The organism is Streptomyces griseoruber (assembly GCF_001514205.1).
Taxonomy (GTDB): domain Bacteria; phylum Actinomycetota; class Actinomycetes; order Streptomycetales; family Streptomycetaceae; genus Streptomyces; species Streptomyces griseoruber.
In genome coordinates this window covers 225,305-246,762 of record NZ_KQ948772.1, presented here as the reverse complement: position 1 = coordinate 246,762, position 21,458 = coordinate 225,305, and the positions used below count along the sequence as shown (strand labels likewise).

The window sequence follows — 21,458 nt, the reverse complement described above, 5'->3', positions numbered from 1 at the left end:
TTAGCCGGAATTCCCCGTGCGTGTTGCACGGAGCGTCACTGGGAATTCGCACAGCGGATCAAGAGAAAGGCGTTGACCGGGCAACCACTGCTTGTTCCTGTGCGTCTTGGTCGCTTACGTTCCAGACCAATCCGGACGGACGCCGAATCCTGCCGCCGCCCGGAATCCGCACACTCACCCGTGCACGGCAGGAGCGGGGGACCCACAGGCAGAACCGCCTGTTCCGGTCTCCGGAACAGGCTTGGGGTAAAGCCGCGACCCGTCGCGGCCGGGCATCTCCAGTCCGCACCCGACAGCTCACCTCGCAGGCGCCGGAGAGGAATTCGCCATGCCCGCGAAGGGTAAGCACCGCCGCCCGAAGACCCAGCGCTTCACCCGCTCCATCGCCGTCGCCGGAACCGGCGGAGCCGCACTCGCCCTCCCGCTCATGGGGGCCACCGGCGCCCACGCGGCCACCGCCGATTCGGTTTCCCGGTCGGCCGCTCAGGCCGTTTCGACCTCGGTCGCGGAAAGCGCCGTACGGGCCGCCCCGGTGTCGCGGAAGTCCGCCGCCTCCAGCACCCGGACCTACACCGTGCGGGCGGGCGACTGTCTCGCCAAGATCGCCGACGAGCAGCATGTCGGTGGCGGCTGGCAGAAGCTGTACGCGGACAACCGTGCGGCCGTGGGCGGCAATCCGTCGCTGATCCACCCCGGCCTGGAGCTGTCGATCGGCAAGAAGGCGGCGAGCACCGGATCGACGTCCGGTTCGTCCGGTTCTTCATCGTCGCAGTCGTCGCAGTCCCCGCAGTCGTCGCAGTCCTCGAAAACCTCGCAGTCCTCGTCGTCGTCCTCCTCGAACGCGGCCACCCGGTCCGCCGGGAGCGCCACCGCCACCTCCGGCGGCTACACCCTCCCGGTGTCCGGCGCGACCGTCGGAACCGGCTACCGGGTGGCCGGCAGCATGTGGTCCAGCGGCTACCACACCGGCGTCGACTTCGTCGTCCCGACCGGCACCTCCCTCAAGGCCATAGCCGCGGGCACCGTCGTCTCCGCCGGCTGGGGCGGCGCGTACGGCAACCAGGTCGTCATCAAGCTCGGCGACGGCTACTACGCCCAGTACGCCCACCTCTCGCAGCTCTCGGTCTCGGCCGGCCAGACCGTGACCGCGGGCCAGCAGATCGGCCTCTCCGGCGCCACCGGCAACGTGACCGGCCCGCACCTGCACTTCGAGATCCGCACCACGCCGAACTACGGATCCGACGTGGACCCGGTCGGCTACCTCCGCTCCCACGGCGTCGCCGTCGGCTGACCCCCGCCGACGACGACCGCCGAGCACGCCTGACACGCACGGCGAAGGCCGGACCCGATCCCCGGGTCCGGCCTTTGTTTTTGCGTGTTCATGATCACCGTATTGCGGTCTCGTGGCATCCCTTTTCGCCCCATCGACAGCCGGGTCAGGGTGGGGACACAGTGATCCCCATGAAGGGCAAGCGCTTTCTAAGAAGAACCGTCGCCGTCACCGCCGCCCAGCTGCTCGCCGGTCTTCTCTGTGCTCCCGCGGGACAGGCGGCCGACGACAGCACCCCGCGCCGGAGCGTCGAGGACCTCGACCGCGGTCTGGTCGCCGTACCGGCCGAGGACGGGCGGAGCACCTTCCTCAGCTGGCGCCTGCTGGGCACCGAGTACGCCCGCCACGGCGACGCGATCGCCTTCGACGTCTACAAGAACGGCCGGCGGCTGAACCGCGCGCCGCTCCGGAGGTCGACGACCTACCGGGACACCTCCCCGGGCACGGGGACGTACACCGTGCGCGCGGTCGTCGACGGCCGGGAGCGGCGGGCCTCGTCGCCCGCCCTGGTCCTCAACGGCGGCTACGCCGAGATCCCGCTCGCCGCCGCCGACGGCTACACCGTGCAGCACGCCTGGCCCGGCGACCTCGACGGCGACGGACGGTACGAACTCGTCGTCAGCCGTCTCGCGCAGACCCGCGACCGGTCCGATCTGCTGGAGGCGTACACCCTCACCGGTGAACGGCTGTGGCGGGTCGACCTCGGCCCCGGCTCCTACACCCAGGTCGGCGGGAACGGCGCCAACGACCCGGCGCCCGCCGCGATCAGCGGCTCCACGGCGATCGGCGGCTACCGCAACGACGACAACGTCACGGTCTACGACCTCGACGGCGACGGCCGGGCGGAGGTGCTGGTGCACACGGCGGACGGGACCACCTTCGCCGACGGCTCGCAGGTCACGGCCGCCTCGCCCGCGCACCAGTTCGTGTCGGTGATCGACGGCGCGACCGGCGCCGAGCGCACGCGGCAGCCCGTACCGGACGACTTCGCCGCCGACGGCCCCTCCGGCGGGCACTTCGGCATCGCCTACCTCGACGGCGCACACCCCAGCCTGGTCACCAAGTCGGTGACCCGCGTCGGTGCCAAGCGGGGCTCCTTCCGGGTGCTGTTCCAGACCTGGGACTACGACGGCACGGATCTGAGCCGTCGTTGGAAGTACGTCGTGGACCCGGCGAGCGGCGCGACGAGCTTCCACCAGATCCGCACGGTGGACGTCGACCAGGACGGCAGGGACGAGATCGCCGACGGCAACTACGTCGTCAACAGCGACGGCACCCTGCGCTACGTCGTCGACGGGGCCATCCACGGCGACCGCTTCGACATCGCCGACCTCGACCCCGACCGGCCCGGCCTGGAAGGCTTCGCCATCCAGCAGTCCGAACTGGGCGTCGTGTCCGACTTCCCCTGGTACTACTACGACGCCGACACCGGCGAGCGCCTGGCGACCGGTGTCCACCCGGCGAACCCCGCGAGCGACGCCGACCTCGACGTCGGCCGGGGCAACGCCGCCGACATCGACCCCGGCCACCGCGGCTACGAGTACTGGACGTCCACGGCCGACGTCACCCGGCCCGGCGCGGGAGTCTTCAACGTCCGCGACGGCAAGCTCTCCACGACCACGCCCAGCGTCAACTTCCGCATCTGGTGGGACGGTGACAAGGCGTCGGAACTGCTCGACTTCACCCGCGTGGAGAAATGGGACCCGGCGACCGGAACCAGCGCCGTCGTCTTCGGCCCGGCCGGGGTGGTCTCCGGCGCCCGCAACGCCACCCCCTTCTACGGCGACCTGATCGGCGACTGGCGCGAGGAGATCCTCGCCGAGACCTCCGACCACACCGCCCTGCGCCTCTACACCACGACCGAGCCGACCGACACGCGGATCTACACCCTCGCCCAGAACCCCGCGTACCGCCTCGGCTGGACCGTCCGCGGCTATCTCCAGTCGACGTACACCGACTACTACCTCGGCACCGAGACCCGCCGGATCCCCCGCCCCGCCCTCACCACGACCCAAGGAGCCGACCGACGTGACGACCACGCGTAGAGCATTCGGAGCACTGGCGGCGGGCGCCGCCCTGGCGGCCCTCGGTCCGACGGCGACCGCCGCTCCTGCCACCGGGGCCCGCCACCGCCGGCTGATCGCCCGCGACGACTTCCGCCACGGCCTCGGCCAGTGGGCCGTGGAACTGGAGCGGGGCGGGACCGTCACGGCCTCGCGCGGAGTCCTGGAGGTGGATGTGCCCGCCGGGGCGACCCTCTGGTTCAAGCGGCCGCTCGCAGGGCCGTACGTCCTCGAATACCTCGCCACGCCCGTCTCCGCGGGCGGCGTCAACGACCGTGTCTCCGACCTCAACAACTTCTGGAACGCCGTCGACGTCCGCTCCCCGGACGATCTCTTCGCCACCCCGCGCGGCGGCGCCCTCGCCGAGTACGACCACCTGAAGACGTACTACGTCGGCTACGGTGCCAACACCAACACCACCACCCGGCTGCGCCGTTACGTCGGCGAGGCGGGCGTACGGCCGCTGATCTACGACTACACCGAGCCGCTTCTGGTGGCGAACCAGCCGCACCACGTCCGGATCGTCTCCGACGGCTCCACCCAGCGCTGGTGGAACAACGGGCGGCTCGTCTTCGACTACACCGACCCGGAGCCGTACACCCGCGGACACTTCGCGTTCCGCACCACCTGGAGCCATTTCCGCATCGGCAACTTCCGGGCGTGGTCGCTTATTCCCTGATGGGCGACTTCTTTAGAAGTGGCTTATCTCACCGTCCGTCAACCCCTGCCTACGGTCGCGTAGGTCACATTCGAAGGGGAATCATGATCTGCCGTGGCAGACGATTCGAAGAATGACAGCAGATCAGTGATCGGGTCGTACGTGGCGGTGGGGGACAGCTTCACCGAGGGCGTCGGCGACCCCGGCCCCGACGGGGCGTTCGTCGGCTGGGCCGACCGGTTCGCGGTACTGCTCGCGGACCGGCGCCCCGAGGGCGACTTCGCGTACACCAACCTTGCGGTGCGCGGGAAACTGCTCGACCAGATCATGGAGGACCAGCTGCCGCGGGCCGTCGAGCTCGCGCCGGACCTGGTCTCCTTCTGTGCGGGCGGCAACGACATCATCCGTCCCGGCACCGACCCCGACGAGGTCGCCGAGCGCTTCGAGCGCGCGATCGCCTCGCTGACCGCCGTCGCCGGCACGGTCATGGTGACCACCGGCTTCGACACCCGGGGCGTGCCCGTGCTCAAGCACCTGCGCGGGAAGATCGCCACCTACAACGGACATGTGCGGGCCGTCGCCGACCGGTACGGGTGCCCGGTGCTCGACCTGTGGTCCCTGAAGTCCGTACAGGACCGGCGGGCCTGGGACGGCGACCGGCTGCACCTGTCCCCCGAGGGGCACACGCGCGTGGCGCTGCGGGCCGGGCAGGCGCTCGGACTTCAGGTGCCGGCCGACCCCGAGCAGGCGTGGCCGCCGCTGCCGCCGCGCGGGACGCTGGAGGTGCGGCGCGACGACGTGCACTGGGCGCGGGAGTACCTCGTGCCGTGGATCGGGCGGCGGCTGCGCGGGGAGTCGTCCGGGGACCATGTGACGGCGAAGGGCGCGTTGTCGCCGCAGGACATCCGGAACCGGATCGCTTCGGTGGCGTGACGCGCGGGGGCAGGGCGGGCAGGGTGCCGGGGGCGGCCCTCAGCGGGTGTCGTCCCCGGATGCCGGGCGGGTCGGCTCCACCGGTGTGCCCAGCTCCCGCGCCAGCGCCTCCTCCACCCACTCCTGCGCCCTCACCCGGGACACCGTGCCGCCGTACGACGTCAGCTGTACGGCCAGACCGTCCAGGAGGGCCGTCAGGCGCAGGGCCGTGGCGGCGGGGTCGGGGCAGCTGAACTCGCCCGCCGTCACCCCCTCGGCGATCACCTCGGCCAGCGCGGCCTTCCACGCGCGGTCGAGATCACGGGCGACCTCCCGCAGCGCGGGCTCGCGCAGGGACACCGCCCAGCCCTCGATCCACAGCCGCCAGCCCTTGGCCTGGCCGGTGGGCGCGTACCAGCGCACGGCGGCCCGCAGCCGGCGCAGTGCGGTCGTCCGGCGGCCGAGCAGCCCCCGCAGACGGTCCAGATCGTCCTCGGCGGCGTACGCGAAGGCGGCGGCGACCAGCTTCTCCTTGGACGAGAAGTGATAGAGGACCAGCGCGTTGCTCACACCGAGCGCCGCGGCCACGTCGGCGATCCTGACGGCCGCCACGCCCCGCGCCTCGATCTGCTCGATGGCGGCCCGCAGCAGCTCCTCGCGCCGCTCGGCCACACTCAACCGGACCCTCGCCACAGCGTCACCCTACACAGGGGCCCTGCGCGGCATCGATCCGCACAGCCCGCTCGACCTGCGCCGACGTCCTCAGCGGTGGCTGCCGAACCGCTCCGCGATCACCGGCAGCCGCTCCGCCGCGACCGCGTGCGCGGCGGCCCGCGGGGTCGTCCCGCCCGCCTCGGCCCGCGCCAGGACCAGCTCCACCAGCGCGCGCATCGACCGGCGGGTGTACGCGAACGCCTCGTCCGCGTCCGCGCCGACGTCCCCGAACAGCGTCCACCACCACCAGGCGTTCGTCCCGGAGTTGACCACCACGTCCGGCAGTACCGTCACCCCGCGCGCGTGGAGCAACGCCTCCGCCTCCGGCAGCACCGGCATGTTGGCCGCCTCGGCGATCCAGCGGGCCGTGATCCGCCCCTGCTCCGCGGCCCCGATCGCGTACGACACCGCCGCCGGCACCAGTACCTCCGCCTCGGCCGACAGCCAGGCGTCGCCCGGCAGTTCGCGGTCGCCGGGCCGCAGCACCGAGCGGTCCACCGTGCCGTGGGCGTCGCGTGCGAAGAGCAGCGCCTCCACGTCCAGCCCGTCCGGGTTGGCGATCGTGCCCTTGACGTCGGCGACGGCCACCACCGTGAGCCCCGCGCGCGCCAGGAAGCGCGCCGTGGCACCGCCCATGGTGCCGAGCCCCTGGAGCGCGACCCGCGTCCGCGCGTACGGCACCCCGGCCCGGTCCAGGGCGGTCAGCACCGACTCGGCGACCCCGCAGCCGCCGACCAGTTCGTCCAGACCGATGCCGTCCACCTCGACCGCGAAGGCGTCCGCGAGCCGCGCGCGGGCCGCCGTCTCGTCGTCGAGCAGCGGGTACACGGCCTGCACGGACGAGACCAGCCCCGCCTCGGCGGCCGCCCGGTCCACCAGGTCCTGGCTCAGCCCCAGGTCCTCGCCGGTGGTCCAGCAGCTCTCCACGTACGGCCGTACCGCCCGCAGATAGCGGACCAGCAGGCCGTACGCCTCCGGGTCCCGGGGATCGCAGTCGATACCGCCCTTGGCCCCGCCCAGCGGGACGTACCGGGCCTCGGGGTCGTAGTGCAGCGCCTCCTTCAGGCTCATCCCGCGCGCGAGGCCCGTCACCTCCTCCAGGGTGCAGCCCTCCCGCATCCGCAGACCGCCGCTGCACACCCCGCGCACCAGCCGGTCGACCACCAGATGGCCGCGGCGGCCGGTGACGTCGTCCGTCCAGGTGAGGGACAACAGGGGGGCGGCGGGCATGGGGACTCCTCGGACCGGATCGCTACTGAACAGTGGGTCAGTATCGAGAGGCTGGGCACGGGCTGTCAACGCGCTGTCGGAGCGGGCGACCATAATGGAATGCCTCAGCGACCCCACCTGGAGGTACCGTGTCCGGTTTCCGTTCCCTGAGCTCCGGGCTCCGCGCACTGCAGCCCGAGGGCTTCGGCACGGACCCGAGCGGTGAGCGCATGGCGCGCATCCGCAGATCCCCCCACTTCAAGGACGGGGTCTTCCAGAACCCCGGCGGCCCCGCGCGCACGCGTCCCTCGGGTTCGGCGCTCGACTTCGCCAAGGTGTTCTTCGACAAGGAGCAGCGGCCCCGCCGCGCCCCCTCCGGCACGGTCCCGGTGCACCCCACGACCCTCGCCGACCTCGCCAAGCCGCCCGCCACGGGCCTCAGGGTGACCTGGATGGGCCATTCCAGCGTCCTCGCGGAGATCGACGGGCACCGGGTGCTGTTCGACCCGGTCTGGGGCGAGCGCTGCTCCCCGTTCTCCTTCGCCGGCCCCAAGCGGCTGCACCCGGTGCCGCTGCCGCTGGCCGCGCTGGGCCCGGTCGACGTCGTCGTCATCTCCCACGACCACTACGACCATCTGGACCTGCCCACGATCAAGGCGCTGGCCGGCACGGACACCCTGTTCGCGGTGCCGCTCGGCGTCGGCGCCCATCTGGAGTACTGGGGCGTGTCGGCGGACCGGCTGCGCGAGCTGGACTGGCACGAGGCGACCAAGGTCGGCGGCCTCACCCTCACCGCCACCCCGGCCCGGCACTTCTGCGGCCGCGGCCTGCGCAACACCCAGCACACCCTGTGGGCCTCCTGGGTGGTCGCCGGTGAGGAGCACCGGATCTACCACAGCGGCGACACCGGCTACTTCGAGGGCTTCCAGGACATCGGCGCCGACCACGGCCCGTTCGACGCCACGATGATCCAGATCGGTGCGTACTCGGACTTCTGGCCCGACATCCACATGACGCCGGAGGAAGGCGTGCGCGCCCACCTCGACCTCCAGGGCGGCGAGCCGGGGGGTGTCCTGCTGCCGATCCACTGGGGCACCTTCAATCTCGCCACGCACGCGTGGGCGGAGCCCGGCCAGTGGACCAAGGACGCGGGCGAGGCGGCCGGCCAGCCCGTCGCGACCCCCCGGCCCGGCGAGCCCTTCGAGCCCGCGGGCGAGCTCCCCACGGACGCGTGGTGGGCGGCCGTCTCCCGCCCGATCGCCCGACCGTGGCGCACGGCCGCGCCGACCGAGTCCCCTGTCGACCCCGGTCCCCGGAAGGGGGCCGCCGAGGGCGGCGAGGCTCCCGAGACGGTTGCGGCGGGCTGACCGGGACAGCGACGGAGTGCGGCGCGAGGCCGGGGCCGGTGCGGTCGCGGACCGCGCGCCGGACCCCGGCCCTTCGTGGCGCCCGGGGCGTCAGAGGTGGGACAGGCCGGAGTGCGGCGGGTCGGGAAGGGCCCGGTTCTTGTAGGTGTTCAGCATGGTCCGGATCTGCTGGAGCGCGGTGTCGAGGCCGGACCGTTTGTTGAGGCCGTCGTCGCCGATCCGGTCGTCGCCGGTGACCCCGATGAGCATCTGCACATCGTCTCCCGGGACGCGGATGCAGAACGCCTGCTGGGTCGTGAAATGCACGGCCTCGGAGCCGTTCGCGGCCACCGGCACTCCGGTGGGGTCCGGTGTGCCGCTGCCCACCCGGGCGCGGATCCGGTCGCTCGACGTGCTGATCGAGACCACGTCCTGATAATGGAACTCCGTCGTCCTGTCGGTCACGGCCATGGCGGTGGCGATGTCCAGGACGGAGGAGTAGAAGCACAGGTGCCAGCCGGTGAGATACACCACCATGATCTCGTAGTGGGAGTAGCGGGCGACTCCCTTGCTGATGCGGAAACGCACGTCGAAGCGGGTCGGATCCGCCATCCCCTGGATGACCAGGGGCCGCGCCCCCTCTCCGTCGGGGCGCGTGCCCGCCAGGTCGTCGCGGGTGATGCCCAGCCGTGAGAACCCGGCCTCGACGATTTCGGCGGTGCCCTCCTGCAGCCAGACGTCGAGCTGCCGGTCCGTGAGCGTGGGGCGTTGGCGCAGCACTCGGCCCAGCCGATTGCCGGGGTTGTCGCGGTCGAACCGGAACCCGGCTGCCACCAGCGCCCAGATCCCGCCCATGACCAGGACCAGCGTCAGAATCCCCCGTGCCGAGAAACAGAAGGCGAAGACCAGCAGTCCGGCGCCCGACCCGGCCCTGACGAGGGCGCCCTGCCACACCCACGTCCTGCTGGCCGTGTCCGCCGGGGCGAAGTACTCGTCGACCTGTGACTGCCGGGTGGGGTGCTCCATGGTTGTCTCCTCGGACGGGGACCGGCGTGGACTTCAGCAGGGGCGCAGTTGTGCCAGGGTCGGAGACGAGCATCGGTGCAGTGCCGACCGGAGTTCGGCGAGCCGGGCCGCGTCCGGGCGGCTCGCCAGTTCCCGAAGGCGCCCGATCCCGGGCGACCCGGCGGACAGGCCCCGGCTGAGGTAGTGGTCCTCCTGAACCACCGCCCAGAGCGCGTACAGGTGCGGGCAGTCGGGGTCGGCGCCGCCGTTCCGTGCGCGGAACTCACCGGTCTTCCGGCGGAAGAACCGCTGGAGGTCCTCGACGACCTGTGCGGGGTACGCCCGGGGGCATCGGCCGCGCAGGGTCGCGAGCCCGATGTAGTACCAGAGATCCGCTCTGTCGCCCCAGGCCGGCATGGCCTCCTGGAACGCCGACAGCGCGGTGTCGTAGTCCTTGTCCTCGCGGAACAGCGCGTCGAGACCGGCCACGATCCGTGGATCGTGCCGGAACGTGTCGGCGCCGAACACCTTGGGAAGCCGTTCCCGCAGGACGGGCAGCACGCGGGCGAAGGCGGCGGCGGGCAGGACCCAGGCGGTGCCGGCGTTGTCGGCGGCCACGGTCATGGCCACCACGGTGTCCACCGCATACGGCGGACCGGGAAATGCCCTCAGCACCGGGCCGCCGCTGTACCCGTGGCGCACCAGCTGGACTCCGCGCCGGTCATGGTCGACCTGCACACAGCCCCCCGGCCCGTCGGCGCCGATCGCCGTGACGACCGCCCAGGCGCCCTGTTCGTCGACGTGTCCGAACGCCCGGAGCACATCACCCGGCCGTACCGGCGCCGACGCCACCGCGGCGGGCCGTACCGGGACCGGGTGGTCGAGCGTGACCAGCCCGAGATCGTGACCGTAGCGGCCCGGCGTCCAGCCCGGGGCGAGCTGCGTCGAGGCCCAGGCGCCCGGACTCCCGCCGACGGCGGGGAAGTCCACCCACACACGCTCCAAGGCCCGGTGCGGCTCGGGGGCGATCACGTGTGCGCACGTCAGCACGTGGACGGGAGACACCAGAAAGCCGCTGCCCAGCAGGTCGGCCCGGACGTCGGCGCGGTCATGGACGCGGGCTCGCCACCCTCCATGGTCGACGGGTGTCACCACTGCGCTATTCCGCGGTCGTCACGGACATGTCGTCCGGAGCGTCGCGGCTCCAGACCATCTCCACCGAGAAGTTGGCCTCGAGGGCGGTCTTCGCGATGACCGCACCGGCCTCTCCCGTCAGCGAGACACCGAACGAGACGGTGATCTCGTCGGGGCGCAGATCGCCCCGCAGACTCTCGAGCGTCCTCGCGACGGCCTCCCGGATCGGTCCGAGCCTGGCGGTGAACTCCTCGTCCACCTCCCGCACGCGCCTGAGCGGCCCCACCGGGACAGCCCCGCCCGCGGAGTCCACCTCTACGACCACCGGGTCCGCCCCGGCCACCGGGAACCGCACCAGCTCCGACATCTTCCGCCCCCAACGATCGTCATCGGACATGTGGTGGGAGGGGCCTCGACGGCCGACCGGCCCCTCTTCGAGCGGCCCCGACACTACGCAAGTGCCTTGCAGATCACCTGAGTTCATCGAATCGCCTGCCATGGCACGGCAACCGGCGGTATAAGACGCGCTGACGACGGCGACCAGTGCCATGCCCGCCACCCCCTTCCGGGCCGGCGGCGCCGATCACGACCACACCGGTGGAGCCTCGAAGGTTCTGTCCCCGCGAGGGACACGAACAGCGCCGTCGGCAAGGGCGTCCGGTCGGCCCGGGCGCCGCGCCGGCGCCGGACGAGGCCGCCGGGGGAGGACCCGCGATGAATCGTTGCGGCCGACCCGGAAATCAAGGCCAGAGTCGATACGGAGCGTGATGACTGACGAGGTGTCACCCGCGGCGGTGAGACCCGGAGGTGGACCCGGAGGCGGACCCGGAGGTGGGCCATGGGGGCCGGGGCGAAGTGTGAAGGCGCATGGCGGCGGGGGACGGGGGCCTGGGCTCCCAGGTCCTCACCTTCCGTTCGGGACCGGCTCTGAACAGGTCTGATCAGTTCTCTTCCGATCTGGGACGCATCTCATGGCGAGGTATCGGTCTGCTGTGCGAGGCCTCATACCAGAGTGGGACCCTCCCCGGGGGAGTTTGTCAACTGCCCGCCGCACATGATGCCTTGGCCACTACTGTGAGTGGCCGATGGCGTATGCCCGCTTGCGTACCCGCGCCAGAAAACAGGCCCACGGACCCAGTACGAGGACACCGATGTCTCACCTCCGCGCACCCGTCGCACGTGCAGACCGCCGTGAGGGCGGGCGGCACGGACGGCCGGTGGCCCGCACCGCACCCGTGCCGGCCGAGACGCACTTACGGCCCCAGTTGCTGCGGCTCGCCGTGCTGCCGCCGACCGCCGTCGCGCTCAGCGCCTGCGCGGTCGTCCTGTTCACCGTGCGCTCCACCGGCACCCGGCCCGGCCCCGTCCTGTGGGCCGTGCTGGCCGGCGCGGTGGCGGTGACCGGCGTCGGCATCCTCGTCGCGGCCGTCGCCGCCGACCGCGCCGCCCGCTCCGTCAGCGACCGTATCGCCGCCCTGCGCCGCAGCAGCGCGCGCGGCGAGGCCGACCTGCGCGCGCTCGTCGAGTCGCTGCGCCGCGGCGAGGCCCCTGAGCGGCGCAAGTCGCGCGGCGGGCCGCCCGGGGACGCCGACGACTTCGAGCTGCTCGCCGCCGACCTCGCCCGCGCGCACGCGGGCGCCGTCACGGCCGTCGTGCAGGCCTCCCAGCTGTCCAGCCAGGCCGGCAGCGAACAGAAACTGGAGGTCTTCGTCAACCTCGCGCGGCGGCTTCAGTCCCTCGTGCACCGCGAGATCTCGATCCTCGACGAGCTGGAGAACGAGATCGAGGACCCCGAGCTGCTCAAGGGCCTCTTCCACGTCGACCACCTCGCCACCCGCATCCGCCGCCACGCCGAGAATCTCGCCGTCCTCGGCGGGGCCGTCTCCCGGCGGCAGTGGAGCAACCCCGTCTCCATGACCGAAGTGCTGCGCTCCGCCATCGCCGAGGTCGAGCAGTACTCCCGGGTCAAGCTCGTCCCGCCGATCGACGGCGAGCTGCGCGGGCACGTCGTCGCCGACGTCATCCATCTCCTCGCCGAACTCGTCGAGAACGCCACGGTGTTCTCCGCCCCGCACACCCAGGTGCTGCTGCGCGCCAACCTCTGCACCTCCGGGCTCGCCGTGGAGGTCGAGGACCGCGGCCTCGGCATGCCCGCCGAGGAGCAGGCCCGGATGAACGCCCTGCTCGCCGACCCCGACCAGGTCAACGTCGGCCGCCTGCTGGCCGACGGCCGCATCGGCCTGTACGTCGTCTCCCAGCTCGCCCGCCGGCACGGCATCCGGGTCCGTCTCCAGTCCAACATCTACGGCGGTGTCCAGGCCGTTCTCGTCGTCCCGCAGGCCCTGCTGGGAGGCGCCGCCGGGGCTGTCGTACCGGCACGGGATCCTCTCGCCCCGGACACCACCCCCCGCGCCGCCGACCACCGAGCGGCCCCGGCGGGTTCCGGGGACCCCGCCGCCCCGCCCGGGACGGCCCCCGATGCCGCCCCCTCGCGGCAGCTGCCGCGCCAGGGCGCGGACACGCCACACCGCCCCGAGGGGCCGGGCGCCGGGCGCCGGCCTGCCCCGTCCGGCGGACAGGGCACGGCACCGCGCCGACCGGTTCCGCCGCAGGGGGAGGACACGGGTGGCTGGCAGCGACTCCCGGTTCCGCCACGGTCGCAGACCACGGGCGGTACCGAGCGACTTCCGGTTCCGCCGCAGGGGGAGGACACGGGTGGCTGGCAGCGACTCCCGGTTCCGCCACGGTCGCAGACCGCCGGCGGTACCGAGCGACTGCCGGTTCCGTCACAGCCGCAGAACACCGGCGCCGCCACGGGCCACCCGCTCACCCCACCGCACCCACGGAACACCTCCGACACCAAAGGCTCCCCTGTACCGAGCCGCCTCCACGGCGGCAGCGACGCGGCTGCCTCGGCGGCATCCCCGCACCCGGGGCCCGCGACCGGAGGACCCCGCCCGACCGCGTCCCAGATCCCCGGGCCTGGCGCCGGAGCGCTCGGCTCGGACGCCTCCCCGTACCCCGGGCCCGCCGCCGGAGCGACCCGCTCGGTCGGCCCCCCTCGCGCGGGGGACGACGCCGCGGCGGGCAGGCCGGCCGAGGCCGGGCGGCAGCCCGCCCCCACCGCCCAGGGCACGCCCCGCAGCACCGGCGTCGCCGGATCGGCTCCCACCCCCTTGTCCGGGGCCGCCTCCGATCACGGTCGGGATTCCGGCCCGCCGGACGGTTCCCTGCCGTTGCCCGTGCGTGGGGACCGGCACGACCGGCCCAACCCCGCCGAGGCCGTGCCCGGTATCCGGCGGGCCGACCGGCGTGTCGTGGAGGAGAACGCGGGCATCGCACCCGTCCCGCGCTCGGGTGCCGTGCGCGGCACCATGGCCAAGCCGCAACTGCCCCGGCGCCGCGCCCAGGAGCACATCGCGCCCCAGTTGCGCGGCGGCCCGGTGCCCCGTCCGGACGCCGAGCAGCCCGCCGGCCACGACCCCGGTCTGATGGCCGCCTTCCAGCGGGGCATCGGCCTCGCCGAGGCCCAGCAGAGCCTGGAGGCGGAGGTGCTGCGGTCGGCCGTACCGCTCCCCGAGTGGGAGGCACTGGAACGCAGCGCCTACCCGGCGCCCGGCCCCTTCGACCGGTCCCACCGGCCCGCCGCCGCACCTCCCACGACCGCCCCGGCACCGCCCCCCGCCGCCGCGCCCCGGATAGCCGAGGCGCCCTCCGCGCACGCCTCCGCCGCCCCCCGGGCGTACGGCGTGCGCGACGGACTGGCCGGGCCGGCGCAGGCCTCCGATCCCGGTTCCGACCACCCCGCCCCCCGGCACGACGGGAGCGCCCCCGCCGGATGAGCCGTACCCCCACCCCCAGCGCTCCCGCAGACCTTCGTACCCCAAGGAGTCGATCCACCATGGCGAGCGATGCGCCGACCGGCCAGGCAACCGATCTCGACTGGCTGATGAGCGGCCTCGTGCAGCGCGTACCGCACACCCACAGCGCCGTACTGCTGTCCTGCGACGGACTGGTGAAATCGGTCCACGGCCTCGACGCCGACAGCGCCGACCACATGGCCGCCCTGGCCTCCGGCCTGTACTCCCTCGGCCGCAGCGCGGGCGTCCGCTTCGGCGACGGCGGGGACGTACGCCAGGTCGTCGTCGAACTCGACTCGACGCTGCTGTTCGTCACCACCGCCGGCTCCGGGACCTGTCTCGCCGTGCTCGCCGGGCGGGAGGCCGACGCCGCCGTCCTCGGCTACGAGATGGCGATGCTCGTGAAGAGCGTGCGGCCGTATCTGACGACGGCGCCCCGGCAGCACGCCGTCGATGCGTCGGTGACGGGAACTTGAGCGTGGCGGCGGCCGGCGACGGGCCCTGGCTCGACGACGCGGCCGGACGGCTGGTGCGCCCGTTCACGGTCAGCAACGGGCGCACCGAGCCCACCGTCGCCCTCGACCTCATGTCCCAGGTGATGGCCACCGGGGCGAGACCCCTCGGCTATCTCGGCCCCGAGCACGCGCAGGCCCTCGACCTGTGCCGGGCCCCCGTCCCGGTCGCCGAGGTCGCCGCCCATCTGAAGCTGCCGGCGGCGGTCACCAAGGTCCTCCTGTCGGACCTCGTCGACTGCGGGGCCCTGACCACCAAGCCCCCCGAGTTCCACCGCAACCCCACCGACCGGGCCCTACTGGAGGCAGTGCTCGATGGACTACGACGACAGCTCTGAGAGCGACGAGTACGACGCGTACGACTCGCGCGAGGCCTGCGACGACGGCCGTCCCGACCCCTTTCCGACCGCGCTGAAGATCCTGGTCGCGGGCGGATTCGGGGTCGGCAAGACCACCTTCGTCGGCGCCGTGAGCGAGATCGCGCCGCTCAGCACCGAGGAGCTGCTCACCACGGTCGGTGCCGCGACCGACAACCTCGACGGCATCGAGAACAAGGTCGAGACGACCGTCGCCATGGACTTCGGCCGCATCAGCCTGGATCCGCAGCATGTGCTGTACCTGTTCGGCACGCCCGGTCAGGAGCGGTTCTGGTTCATGTGGGACGAGCTGTCCGAGGGCGCCCTCGGCGCGGTCGTCCTCGCCGACACCCGCCGCCTCGAGGAGTGCTTCGCGGCCGTCGACTTCTTCGAGGAGCGCGGTCTCGGCTTCATCGTCGCCGTCAACGAGTTCGACGGCGCCCACCGCTACGACCCCGAGGAGGTGCGCGCCGCCATCGACCTGGACCCGGACATCCCCATCGTGCGCTGCGACGCCCGGATCTCCGCCTCCGGCGTGCAGACCCTGCTCACCCTCGTCCGGCACCTCATCGCCCACGCACCGGGGGCACCCCAGCCGAGCCGCGGCGCCACCATGTGACCCCGCATCCCCTGTCATGGAGCCGCAGATGACGACCTACGCCCACCTCCCCGGCGACGCAGCCCGCCCGCTCGGAGCACGCCCATGAGCTACGACCCGCCCCGCCCGGCCGGTCGCCTGCTGCTCACCCCGGAGGACAGGGACGCCCCCGCCCGCACCCTGAGGCTGCGCCGACTCGGCCTCGGGGAGTGGCCGGAGCCCGCCCTGGACACCTTCGCCGAGCGTCTCGCCGAGCTGACCGGCGCCGCCTACGCCATGGTCAACTTCCTCCGTGCGGAAGGGCAGTTCTTCGCGGGGCTGCACACCCCGGCGGGGGGAGAGCCGGCCCGGGGCGGAAAGCCCGAGGTGGGCCGGCGCCTGCCGCGCGAGTACGGCTACTGCCCGCATGTCGTCGTCCGGCGCAGGGCGCTGGTCCTGGAGGACGTCGGCGACTACCCGCGCTTCGCGGGCAACCCGGTCGTCGACGAGTACGGCATCCGCTCCTACCTCGGCGCCCCGCTCATCGACACGACCGGCACGGTCCTCGGCACGGTGTGCGTCGCCGACCTCGCCCCCCGACGCTGGGGCACGCCCGGCCTTCAGACCATCAAGGCGACGGCCGCCGACCTCGTCGCCCGCCTGGAGGCCGGTACTCCGCCGGCGTAGGGCCTGCCCGGCGGGCTCCAAGATCAGGGCGTGAAGGAAAGCTGTTGCTCCGCTTAAGAAAAGCTCGATGGACCGGGGCGGCGGCATGCGGCAGATTGCTCCACGAACCCCCCTCCCCGGCAGCGGGGCGCCCCGGCCCGTCCGTGCGCCCCCCGGGCCTCATCACAGGAGCCGCAGCTTGAAGGCGCTGGTCAAGGAGAAGGCGGAGCCCGGGCTGTGGCTCATGGACGTCCCGGAGCCCGAGGTCGGCCCCGGTGACGTACTGATCAAGGTGCAGCGGGCCGGTATCTGCGGCACCGATCTGCACATCCGGGCCTGGGACGGCTGGGCGCGGCAGACCATCAGCACCCCGCTGGTCCTCGGCCACGAGTTCGTCGGCGAGGTCGTCGAGACCGGCCGGGACGTCACCGACATCGCGGTCGGCGACCGGGTGAGCGGCGAGGGGCACCTGGTGTGCGGCAAGTGCCGCAACTGCCTCGCCGGGCGCCGGCATCTGTGCCGGGCCACCGTCGGCCTCGGCGTCGGCCGGGACGGGGCCTTCGCGGAGTACGTCGTGCTGCCCGCGTCGAACGTCTGGGTGCACCGGGTGCCCGTGGACCTCGACGTGGCCGCGATCTTCGACCCGTTCGGCAACGCCGTGCACACCGCGCTGTCCTTCCCGCTGGTCGGCGAGGACGTGCTCATCACCGGCGCGGGCCCGATCGGCCTGATGGCCGCCGCCGTAGCCCGGCACGCCGGAGCCCGCAACGTGATGGTCACCGACGTGAGCGAGGAGCGCCTGGAGCTGGCCCGCAAGATCGGCGCGAGCCTCGCCCTCGACGTCTCCCGCTCGTCCATCGCGGACGGCCAGCGCGAGCTCGGGCTGCGCGAGGGCTTCGACATCGGCCTGGAGATGTCCGGCCGCCCCGAGGCCCTGCGCGACATGATCGCCAACATGACCCACGGCGGCCGGATCGCCATGCTCGGGCTGCCGGCGGAGGAGTTCCCGGTCGACTGGGCCCGGATCGTCACCTCGATGATCACCCTCAAGGGCATCTACGGCCGGGAGATGTTCGAGACCTGGTACGCGATGTCGGTCCTGCTGGAGGGCGGTCTGGACCTCGCCCCCGTGATCACCGGCCGGTACGGCTACCGCGACTTCGAGGCGGCGTTCGCCGACGCGGCGAGCGGCCGCGGCGGCAAGGTCATCCTGGACTGGACGACCGCGTAACTCCCTGACGGCGTAAGCACCTTAGGAGCATCCCGATGTTCGACTCCGTGCGCGACGACCTGCGCACCACCCTCGACGAGATCCGCGCCGCCGGACTGCACAAGCCCGAGCGGGTGATCGGCACCCCGCAGTCGGCGACCGTCGCCGTCACCGCGGGCGGCCGCCCCGGTGAGGTCCTGAACTTCTGCGCCAACAACTACCTCGGTCTCGCCGACCACCCCGAGGTCGTCGCCGCCGCCCACGCGGCGCTGGACCGCTGGGGCTACGGCATGGCGTCCGTGCGCTTCATCTGCGGTACGCAGGAGGTGCACAAGGAGCTGGAGGCCCGGCTGTCGGCGTTCCTCGGCCAGGAGGACACGATCCTGTACTCCTCCTGCTTCGACGCCAACGGCGGTGTCTTCGAGACGCTGCTCGGCCCCGAGGACGCGGTGATCTCCGACGCCCTCAACCACGCCTCGATCATCGACGGCATCCGGCTGTCCAAGGCCCGCCGCTTCCGGTACGCCAACCGTGATCTGGAGGACCTGGAGCGGCAGCTGAAGGAGGCGTCCGGCGCGCGCCGCCGCCTCGTCGTCACCGACGGCGTCTTCTCCATGGACGGTTATGTGGCGCCGCTGCGCGAGATCTGCGACCTCGCCGACCGCTACGACGCGATGGTCATGGTCGACGACTCCCACGCGGTCGGCTTCGTCGGCCCCGGCGGCCGGGGCACCCCCGAGCTGCACGGTGTGATGGACCGGGTCGACATCATCACCGGCACCCTGGGCAAGGCCCTCGGCGGGGCCTCCGGCGGCTATGTCGCCGCCCGCGCGGAGATCGTCGCCCTGCTGCGCCAGCGCTCCCGCCCGTACCTGTTCTCCAACACCCTCGCCCCGGTGATCGCGGCCGCCTCCCTGAAGGTCCTCGACCTGCTGGAATCGGCCGACGACCTGCGGGTCCGCCTCCGGGAGAACACCGCCCTGTTCCGCCGCCGGATGACCGAGGAGGGCTTCGACGTCCTCCCCGGCGACCACGCCATCGCCCCGGTGATGATCGGCGACGCCGCGAAGGCGGGCCGGATGGCCGAACTGCTCCTGGAGCGCGGGGTGTACGTGATCGGCTTCTCCTACCCGGTCGTCCCGCAGGACCAGGCCCGGATCCGGGTCCAGCTGTCGGCCGCGCACTCCACCGAGGACGTCGACCGCGCGGTGGACGCCTTCGTCGCGGCGCGCGCGGAACTGGAGGGCTGAGGAGCCCCGACATATTGCGATAATCGATCCCATGATCGAGGCGCGGCGGCTCCACATCCTCCGTGCGGTGGCCGACCACCGCACCGTGACGGCGGCTGCCGCCGCGCTGTACCTCACCCCCTCCGCCGTCTCCCAGCAGCTCGCCGCCCTGGAGCAGGAGACCGGCCACCGTCTGGTGGAGCGCGGCGCGAAGGGCGTACGGCTCACTCCGGCCGGCGAGATCCTGCTGACCCACACCCATGCCGTCCTCGCCCAGCTGGAGCGGGCCGAGGCGGAGCTGGCCGCGTACAGCTCCGGGGAGGCCGGCACGGTCACCGTCGCCGCCTTCGCGACCGGGATCGCCCTGGTCGTGGCGCCCGCGGTGGCCCGGCTGGCCCGCAGCGCGCCCGGGATAAGGATCCGCGTCCAGGACGCCGAGGGGGACGCCAGCCTGCCGATGGTCCTGGACCGGCAGGTCGACGTGGCCGTGGCCGTCGAGTACCGGGGCGCCCCGGCCGCCGACGACCCCCGGCTCGCGCACGTCCCGCTGTACGCCGAGCCCTTCGACGCGGTCGTCCCGGTCACCCACCGCCTCGCCGACGCCGAGGAGGTCCCCCTCGCGGAACTGGCCAAGGACCCCTGGATCGGCCCCTACCCGGGCAACCCGTGCCACGACGTGGTCGTCCTGGCCTGCGAGAGCGCCGGATTCCAGCCCCGGCTCGAACACTCCTCGGACGACTTCCGCGCGGTCGTCGCCCTCGCCTCGGCCGACGCGGGCGTGGCGCTCGTGCCGCGCTCGGCCCTGCGCGGCATGGACCTCACCGGGGTCGTCGTCCGTCCGATAGACGGCGCGGCCCCGACCCGCCGCGTCTTCGCCGCCGTACGACGCGGCGCGGAGGAGCACCCGCTGATCCTGCCGGTGCTGGACGCGCTGCGGGAGGCGGCGCGGGTGTGAGCCGCCCGTAACGCGCCTGTCTCATATCGGGGATACTTTCCCTGATATGAGACACGAGGACGTCCCGGATCCTGTAGACACCCGTCTCGCCGCCCGGCTCGCCGCACTGCGGGCCGAGCGCGGCTGGTCCCTCGCGGACCTGGCCGAGCGCAGCGGGATCAGCCGCTCCACCCTCTCCCGTGCCGAACGCGCCGAGATCAGCCCGACCGCCGCCCAGCTCAACCGCCTCTGCCATGTCCACGGCCGGACCATGTCCCGGCTGCTCGGCGAGGTGGAGGGGGAGCCCGCGCCGCTGCTGCGCGCCGCCGAGCAGCCCGTCTGGGAGGACCGGGCCTCGGGCTTCGTCCGCCGCTCGGTGTCCCCGCCGCACCCCGGCCTGCGCGGCGAACTCGTCGAGGGCCGGCTCGCCGCCGGAGCCGACATCGCCTACGACGGCCCGCCCGTGCCCGGTCTGGAACAGCACATCTGGGTCCTGTCCGGCGCCCTCGAGGTGACCGCCGACGACCTCACCCACCGCCTCGGCACCGGTGACTGTCTGCGGCTGCGCGTCTGGGGGCCGACCCGGTTCCGGTGCGCGGAAGACGCGGAGGCGCGGTACGTCCTGGCGGTGGTGCTGCCGTGACGACGGCCCGGACCGCTCCCGTGCGGCTCGACGCGCCGCGGCTCCTCGACCTCCTCGACCCCCTGGCCGGTCTGCTGGTCGACACGGTGGACGGCGGTGCCTCGATCGGCTTCCTCGCCCCGTTGGACCGGGCCGAGGCCGTCGCCTGGTGGCGGGGCAGGGCCGCCGGAGTAGCCGCGGGGCGCCTCGCGGTGTGGGCCGCGCACGACGGCGACCGGGTCGTCGGCACCGTCGGCCTGGATTTCCCCGACAAGCCCAACAGCCGCCATCGCGCCGAACTCGTCAAGCTCATGGTCCACCGCGACGCCCGCGGCAAGGGCCTGGGCCGCGCCCTCCTCACCACCGCCGAGCAGGCCGCCCTCGCGGCCGGCATCACCCTGCTCCACCTGGACACCGAGACCGACAGCCCCGCCGAGCACCTCTACGGCGCCGCGGGCTGGACCAGGGCGGGCGTGATCCCCGACTACGCCGCCGACCCGGCCGGTGTCCTGCGCCCCACCACCCTGTACTACAAGCGCCTCACCAGCGGCTGACTGTCAGTGGCAGCGGCTACGGTGCGAAGCATGCCCGACGCCGAAGACGTACGCCGTATCGCCCTCGCCCTGCCGGACACCACGGAGAAGGTCGCCTGGAACATGCCCACGTTCCGGGTCGCGGGGAAGATGTTCGCCACGCTGCCCGAGGACGAGACGTCCCTCGCCGTGCGCTGCCCCAAGGAGGAACGCGACGAGCTGGTCCTCGCCGAGCCCGCGAAGTTCTGGATCGCGGCCCACGAGGCACAGTTCGCCTGGGTGCGGGCCCGGCTCGCCGCCGTCGAGGACGAGGACGAGCTGCGCGACATCCTCGCCGACTCCTGGCGCCAGGCCGCCCCGCCCCGCCTCCTCGACGCCTACCCGGAGCTGGGCCTGCCCGGCGGCTGACCTGCCCCGCAGGGAAACGGGTGCGCGACCACCGACCCGAGTGCGGTATTGTTTCCCTGCACGTTCGGCCAGGGGAAACCCCAGGTCAGACGGGCAACGGGACGTGGCGCAGCTTGGTAGCGCACTTGACTGGGGGTCAAGGGGTCGCAGGTTCAAATCCTGTCGTCCCGACGGTGAAGT

General features: G+C 72.9%; 20 protein-coding genes, 1 tRNA gene, 1 pseudogene and 1 riboswitch. Of the genes and pseudogenes, 17 read left to right on the top strand and 5 right to left on the bottom strand.

Annotation, left to right across the window (positions count from 1 at the left end; translation table 11 throughout):
• Positions 1 to 165: 165 nt before the first annotated feature.
• A riboswitch (cyclic di-AMP (ydaO/yuaA leader) is annotated at positions 166 to 324 on the top strand.
• Positions 325 to 328: 4 nt separating this feature from the next.
• The 4 genes from AQJ64_RS25210 to AQJ64_RS25195 all read left to right on the top strand — a co-directional run bounded on the left by AQJ64_RS25210 (position 329) and on the right by AQJ64_RS25195 (position 4,984).
• Positions 329 to 1,291 carry a M23 family metallopeptidase gene (locus AQJ64_RS25210; RefSeq protein WP_055636106.1) on the top strand — a complete coding sequence of 321 codons (963 nt, stop codon included), beginning with the start codon at positions 329 to 331 and terminating at the stop codon, positions 1,289 to 1,291.
• A 170-nt stretch (positions 1,292 to 1,461) separates the two neighbouring features.
• Positions 1,462 to 3,375 (top strand): rhamnogalacturonan lyase family protein, encoded by a 1,914-nt coding sequence (locus AQJ64_RS25205; protein WP_055636105.1) that lies wholly within the window; start codon positions 1,462 to 1,464, stop codon positions 3,373 to 3,375.
• A complete protein-coding gene (locus AQJ64_RS25200) occupies positions 3,359 to 4,072 on the top strand; it encodes a DUF6250 domain-containing protein (RefSeq protein ID WP_055636104.1) in 714 nt (237 codons plus the stop codon). Before AQJ64_RS25205 ends, AQJ64_RS25200 begins: the two co-directional genes overlap by 17 nt.
• Before the next feature lie 126 nt (positions 4,073 to 4,198).
• A complete protein-coding gene (locus tag AQJ64_RS25195) occupies positions 4,199 to 4,984 on the top strand; it encodes an SGNH/GDSL hydrolase family protein (protein ID WP_055636103.1) in 786 nt (261 codons plus the stop codon).
• A gap of 39 nt (positions 4,985 to 5,023) precedes the next feature.
• Here the strand turns inward: AQJ64_RS25195 and AQJ64_RS25190 are convergent, their stop codons facing one another.
• Entirely contained in the window at positions 5,024 to 5,656 is a 633-nt protein-coding gene (locus tag AQJ64_RS25190; protein WP_055638304.1) for a TetR/AcrR family transcriptional regulator, read from the bottom strand.
• A 69-nt stretch (positions 5,657 to 5,725) separates the two neighbouring features.
• Positions 5,726 to 6,907 carry a Glu/Leu/Phe/Val dehydrogenase dimerization domain-containing protein gene (locus tag AQJ64_RS25185; RefSeq protein ID WP_055638303.1) on the bottom strand — a complete coding sequence of 394 codons (1,182 nt, stop codon included), beginning with the start codon at positions 6,905 to 6,907 and terminating at the stop codon, positions 5,726 to 5,728.
• Between the two features lie 128 nt (positions 6,908 to 7,035).
• On the opposite strand from AQJ64_RS25185, the gene AQJ64_RS25180 reads away from it, so the two are divergent.
• Positions 7,036 to 8,253 carry an MBL fold metallo-hydrolase gene (locus AQJ64_RS25180; RefSeq protein ID WP_055638302.1) on the top strand — a complete coding sequence of 406 codons (1,218 nt, stop codon included), beginning with the start codon at positions 7,036 to 7,038 and terminating at the stop codon, positions 8,251 to 8,253.
• A 90-nt stretch (positions 8,254 to 8,343) separates the two neighbouring features.
• Here the strand turns inward: AQJ64_RS25180 and AQJ64_RS25175 are convergent, their stop codons facing one another.
• Genes AQJ64_RS25175 through AQJ64_RS25165 form a run of 3 tightly spaced genes read right to left on the bottom strand, consistent with a single transcriptional unit; the run spans position 8,344 to position 10,738 of the window.
• Entirely contained in the window at positions 8,344 to 9,258 is a 915-nt protein-coding gene (locus AQJ64_RS25175) for a hypothetical protein (protein ID WP_055638301.1), read from the bottom strand.
• Between the two features lie 33 nt (positions 9,259 to 9,291).
• Positions 9,292 to 10,392 (bottom strand): trypsin-like serine peptidase, encoded by a 1,101-nt coding sequence (locus tag AQJ64_RS25170; protein ID WP_055638300.1) that lies wholly within the window; start codon positions 10,390 to 10,392, stop codon positions 9,292 to 9,294.
• 4 nt (positions 10,393 to 10,396) lie between these two features.
• Positions 10,397 to 10,738: a CU044_2847 family protein gene (locus AQJ64_RS25165; RefSeq protein WP_055638299.1), complete on the bottom strand. Its 342-nt coding sequence runs from the start codon at positions 10,736 to 10,738 to the stop codon at positions 10,397 to 10,399.
• Positions 10,739 to 11,522: 784 nt separating this feature from the next.
• On the opposite strand from AQJ64_RS25165, the pseudogene AQJ64_RS52450 reads away from it, so the two are divergent.
• From AQJ64_RS52450 to AQJ64_RS25105, 12 genes and pseudogenes are all read left to right on the top strand, one after another.
• Positions 11,523 to 12,938 (top strand): annotated as a pseudogene (locus AQJ64_RS52450) (sensor histidine kinase); the annotation flags it as partial.
• 1,334 nt (positions 12,939 to 14,272) lie between these two features.
• Positions 14,273 to 14,707, top strand: coding sequence for a roadblock/LC7 domain-containing protein (locus AQJ64_RS25155; RefSeq protein WP_055632627.1), 435 nt, complete (start codon positions 14,273 to 14,275; stop codon positions 14,705 to 14,707).
• Positions 14,708 to 14,709: 2 nt separating this feature from the next.
• On the top strand, positions 14,710 to 15,081 hold the full coding sequence (locus tag AQJ64_RS25150; RefSeq protein WP_055632626.1) for a DUF742 domain-containing protein: 372 nt from the start codon (positions 14,710 to 14,712) through the stop codon (positions 15,079 to 15,081).
• Positions 15,059 to 15,718 carry a GTP-binding protein gene (locus AQJ64_RS25145; RefSeq protein WP_055632625.1) on the top strand — a complete coding sequence of 220 codons (660 nt, stop codon included), beginning with the start codon at positions 15,059 to 15,061 and terminating at the stop codon, positions 15,716 to 15,718. The genes AQJ64_RS25150 and AQJ64_RS25145 overlap by 23 nt, the downstream gene beginning before the upstream one ends.
• An 84-nt stretch (positions 15,719 to 15,802) precedes the next feature.
• Complete coding sequence (locus AQJ64_RS25140) at positions 15,803 to 16,363, top strand: GAF domain-containing protein (RefSeq protein WP_055632624.1); 561 nt, start codon at positions 15,803 to 15,805, stop codon at positions 16,361 to 16,363.
• A gap of 178 nt (positions 16,364 to 16,541) precedes the next feature.
• Complete coding sequence (gene tdh, locus AQJ64_RS25135; RefSeq protein ID WP_055632623.1) at positions 16,542 to 17,573, top strand: L-threonine 3-dehydrogenase; 1,032 nt, start codon at positions 16,542 to 16,544, stop codon at positions 17,571 to 17,573.
• A gap of 35 nt (positions 17,574 to 17,608) precedes the next feature.
• Positions 17,609 to 18,802, top strand: coding sequence for a glycine C-acetyltransferase (locus AQJ64_RS25130; protein ID WP_055632622.1), 1,194 nt, complete (start codon positions 17,609 to 17,611; stop codon positions 18,800 to 18,802).
• Between the two features lie 31 nt (positions 18,803 to 18,833).
• Positions 18,834 to 19,736 (top strand): LysR family transcriptional regulator, encoded by a 903-nt coding sequence (locus tag AQJ64_RS25125; protein WP_055632621.1) that lies wholly within the window; start codon positions 18,834 to 18,836, stop codon positions 19,734 to 19,736.
• A gap of 46 nt (positions 19,737 to 19,782) precedes the next feature.
• Positions 19,783 to 20,358 carry a helix-turn-helix domain-containing protein gene (locus AQJ64_RS25120; RefSeq protein ID WP_055632620.1) on the top strand — a complete coding sequence of 192 codons (576 nt, stop codon included), beginning with the start codon at positions 19,783 to 19,785 and terminating at the stop codon, positions 20,356 to 20,358.
• A complete protein-coding gene (locus AQJ64_RS25115) occupies positions 20,355 to 20,891 on the top strand; it encodes a GNAT family N-acetyltransferase (RefSeq protein ID WP_055632619.1) in 537 nt (178 codons plus the stop codon). Before AQJ64_RS25120 ends, AQJ64_RS25115 begins: the two co-directional genes overlap by 4 nt.
• Before the next feature lie 30 nt (positions 20,892 to 20,921).
• On the top strand, positions 20,922 to 21,278 hold the full coding sequence (locus AQJ64_RS25110) for an MmcQ/YjbR family DNA-binding protein (RefSeq protein WP_055632618.1): 357 nt from the start codon (positions 20,922 to 20,924) through the stop codon (positions 21,276 to 21,278).
• A gap of 97 nt (positions 21,279 to 21,375) precedes the next feature.
• Positions 21,376 to 21,449, top strand: a tRNA-Pro gene (locus AQJ64_RS25105).
• The last annotated feature ends 9 nt before the right edge of the window (positions 21,450 to 21,458 follow it).

Bases quoted from the DNA above. Each gene is read 5' to 3' on its own strand.
- AQJ64_RS25155 (WP_055632627.1), top strand. From the start codon at position 14,273: ATGGCGAGCGATGCGCCGACCGGCCAGGCAACCGATCTCGACTGGCTG.
- AQJ64_RS25130 (WP_055632622.1), top strand. From the start codon at position 17,609: ATGTTCGACTCCGTGCGCGACGACCTGCGCACCACCCTCGACGAGATC.
- AQJ64_RS25165 (WP_055638299.1), bottom strand. From the start codon at position 10,738: ATGTCGGAGCTGGTGCGGTTCCCGGTGGCCGGGGCGGACCCGGTGGTC.
- AQJ64_RS25140 (WP_055632624.1), top strand. From the start codon at position 15,803: ATGAGCTACGACCCGCCCCGCCCGGCCGGTCGCCTGCTGCTCACCCCG.
- AQJ64_RS25145 (WP_055632625.1), top strand. From the start codon at position 15,059: ATGGACTACGACGACAGCTCTGAGAGCGACGAGTACGACGCGTACGAC.
- AQJ64_RS25185 (WP_055638303.1), bottom strand. From the start codon at position 6,907: ATGCCCGCCGCCCCCCTGTTGTCCCTCACCTGGACGGACGACGTCACC.
- AQJ64_RS25110 (WP_055632618.1), top strand. From the start codon at position 20,922: ATGCCCGACGCCGAAGACGTACGCCGTATCGCCCTCGCCCTGCCGGAC.
- AQJ64_RS25120 (WP_055632620.1), top strand. From the start codon at position 19,783: ATGAGACACGAGGACGTCCCGGATCCTGTAGACACCCGTCTCGCCGCC.
- AQJ64_RS25210 (WP_055636106.1), top strand. From the start codon at position 329: ATGCCCGCGAAGGGTAAGCACCGCCGCCCGAAGACCCAGCGCTTCACC.
- AQJ64_RS25175 (WP_055638301.1), bottom strand. From the start codon at position 9,258: ATGGAGCACCCCACCCGGCAGTCACAGGTCGACGAGTACTTCGCCCCG.
- AQJ64_RS25125 (WP_055632621.1), top strand. From the start codon at position 18,834: ATGATCGAGGCGCGGCGGCTCCACATCCTCCGTGCGGTGGCCGACCAC.
- AQJ64_RS25205 (WP_055636105.1), top strand. From the start codon at position 1,462: ATGAAGGGCAAGCGCTTTCTAAGAAGAACCGTCGCCGTCACCGCCGCC.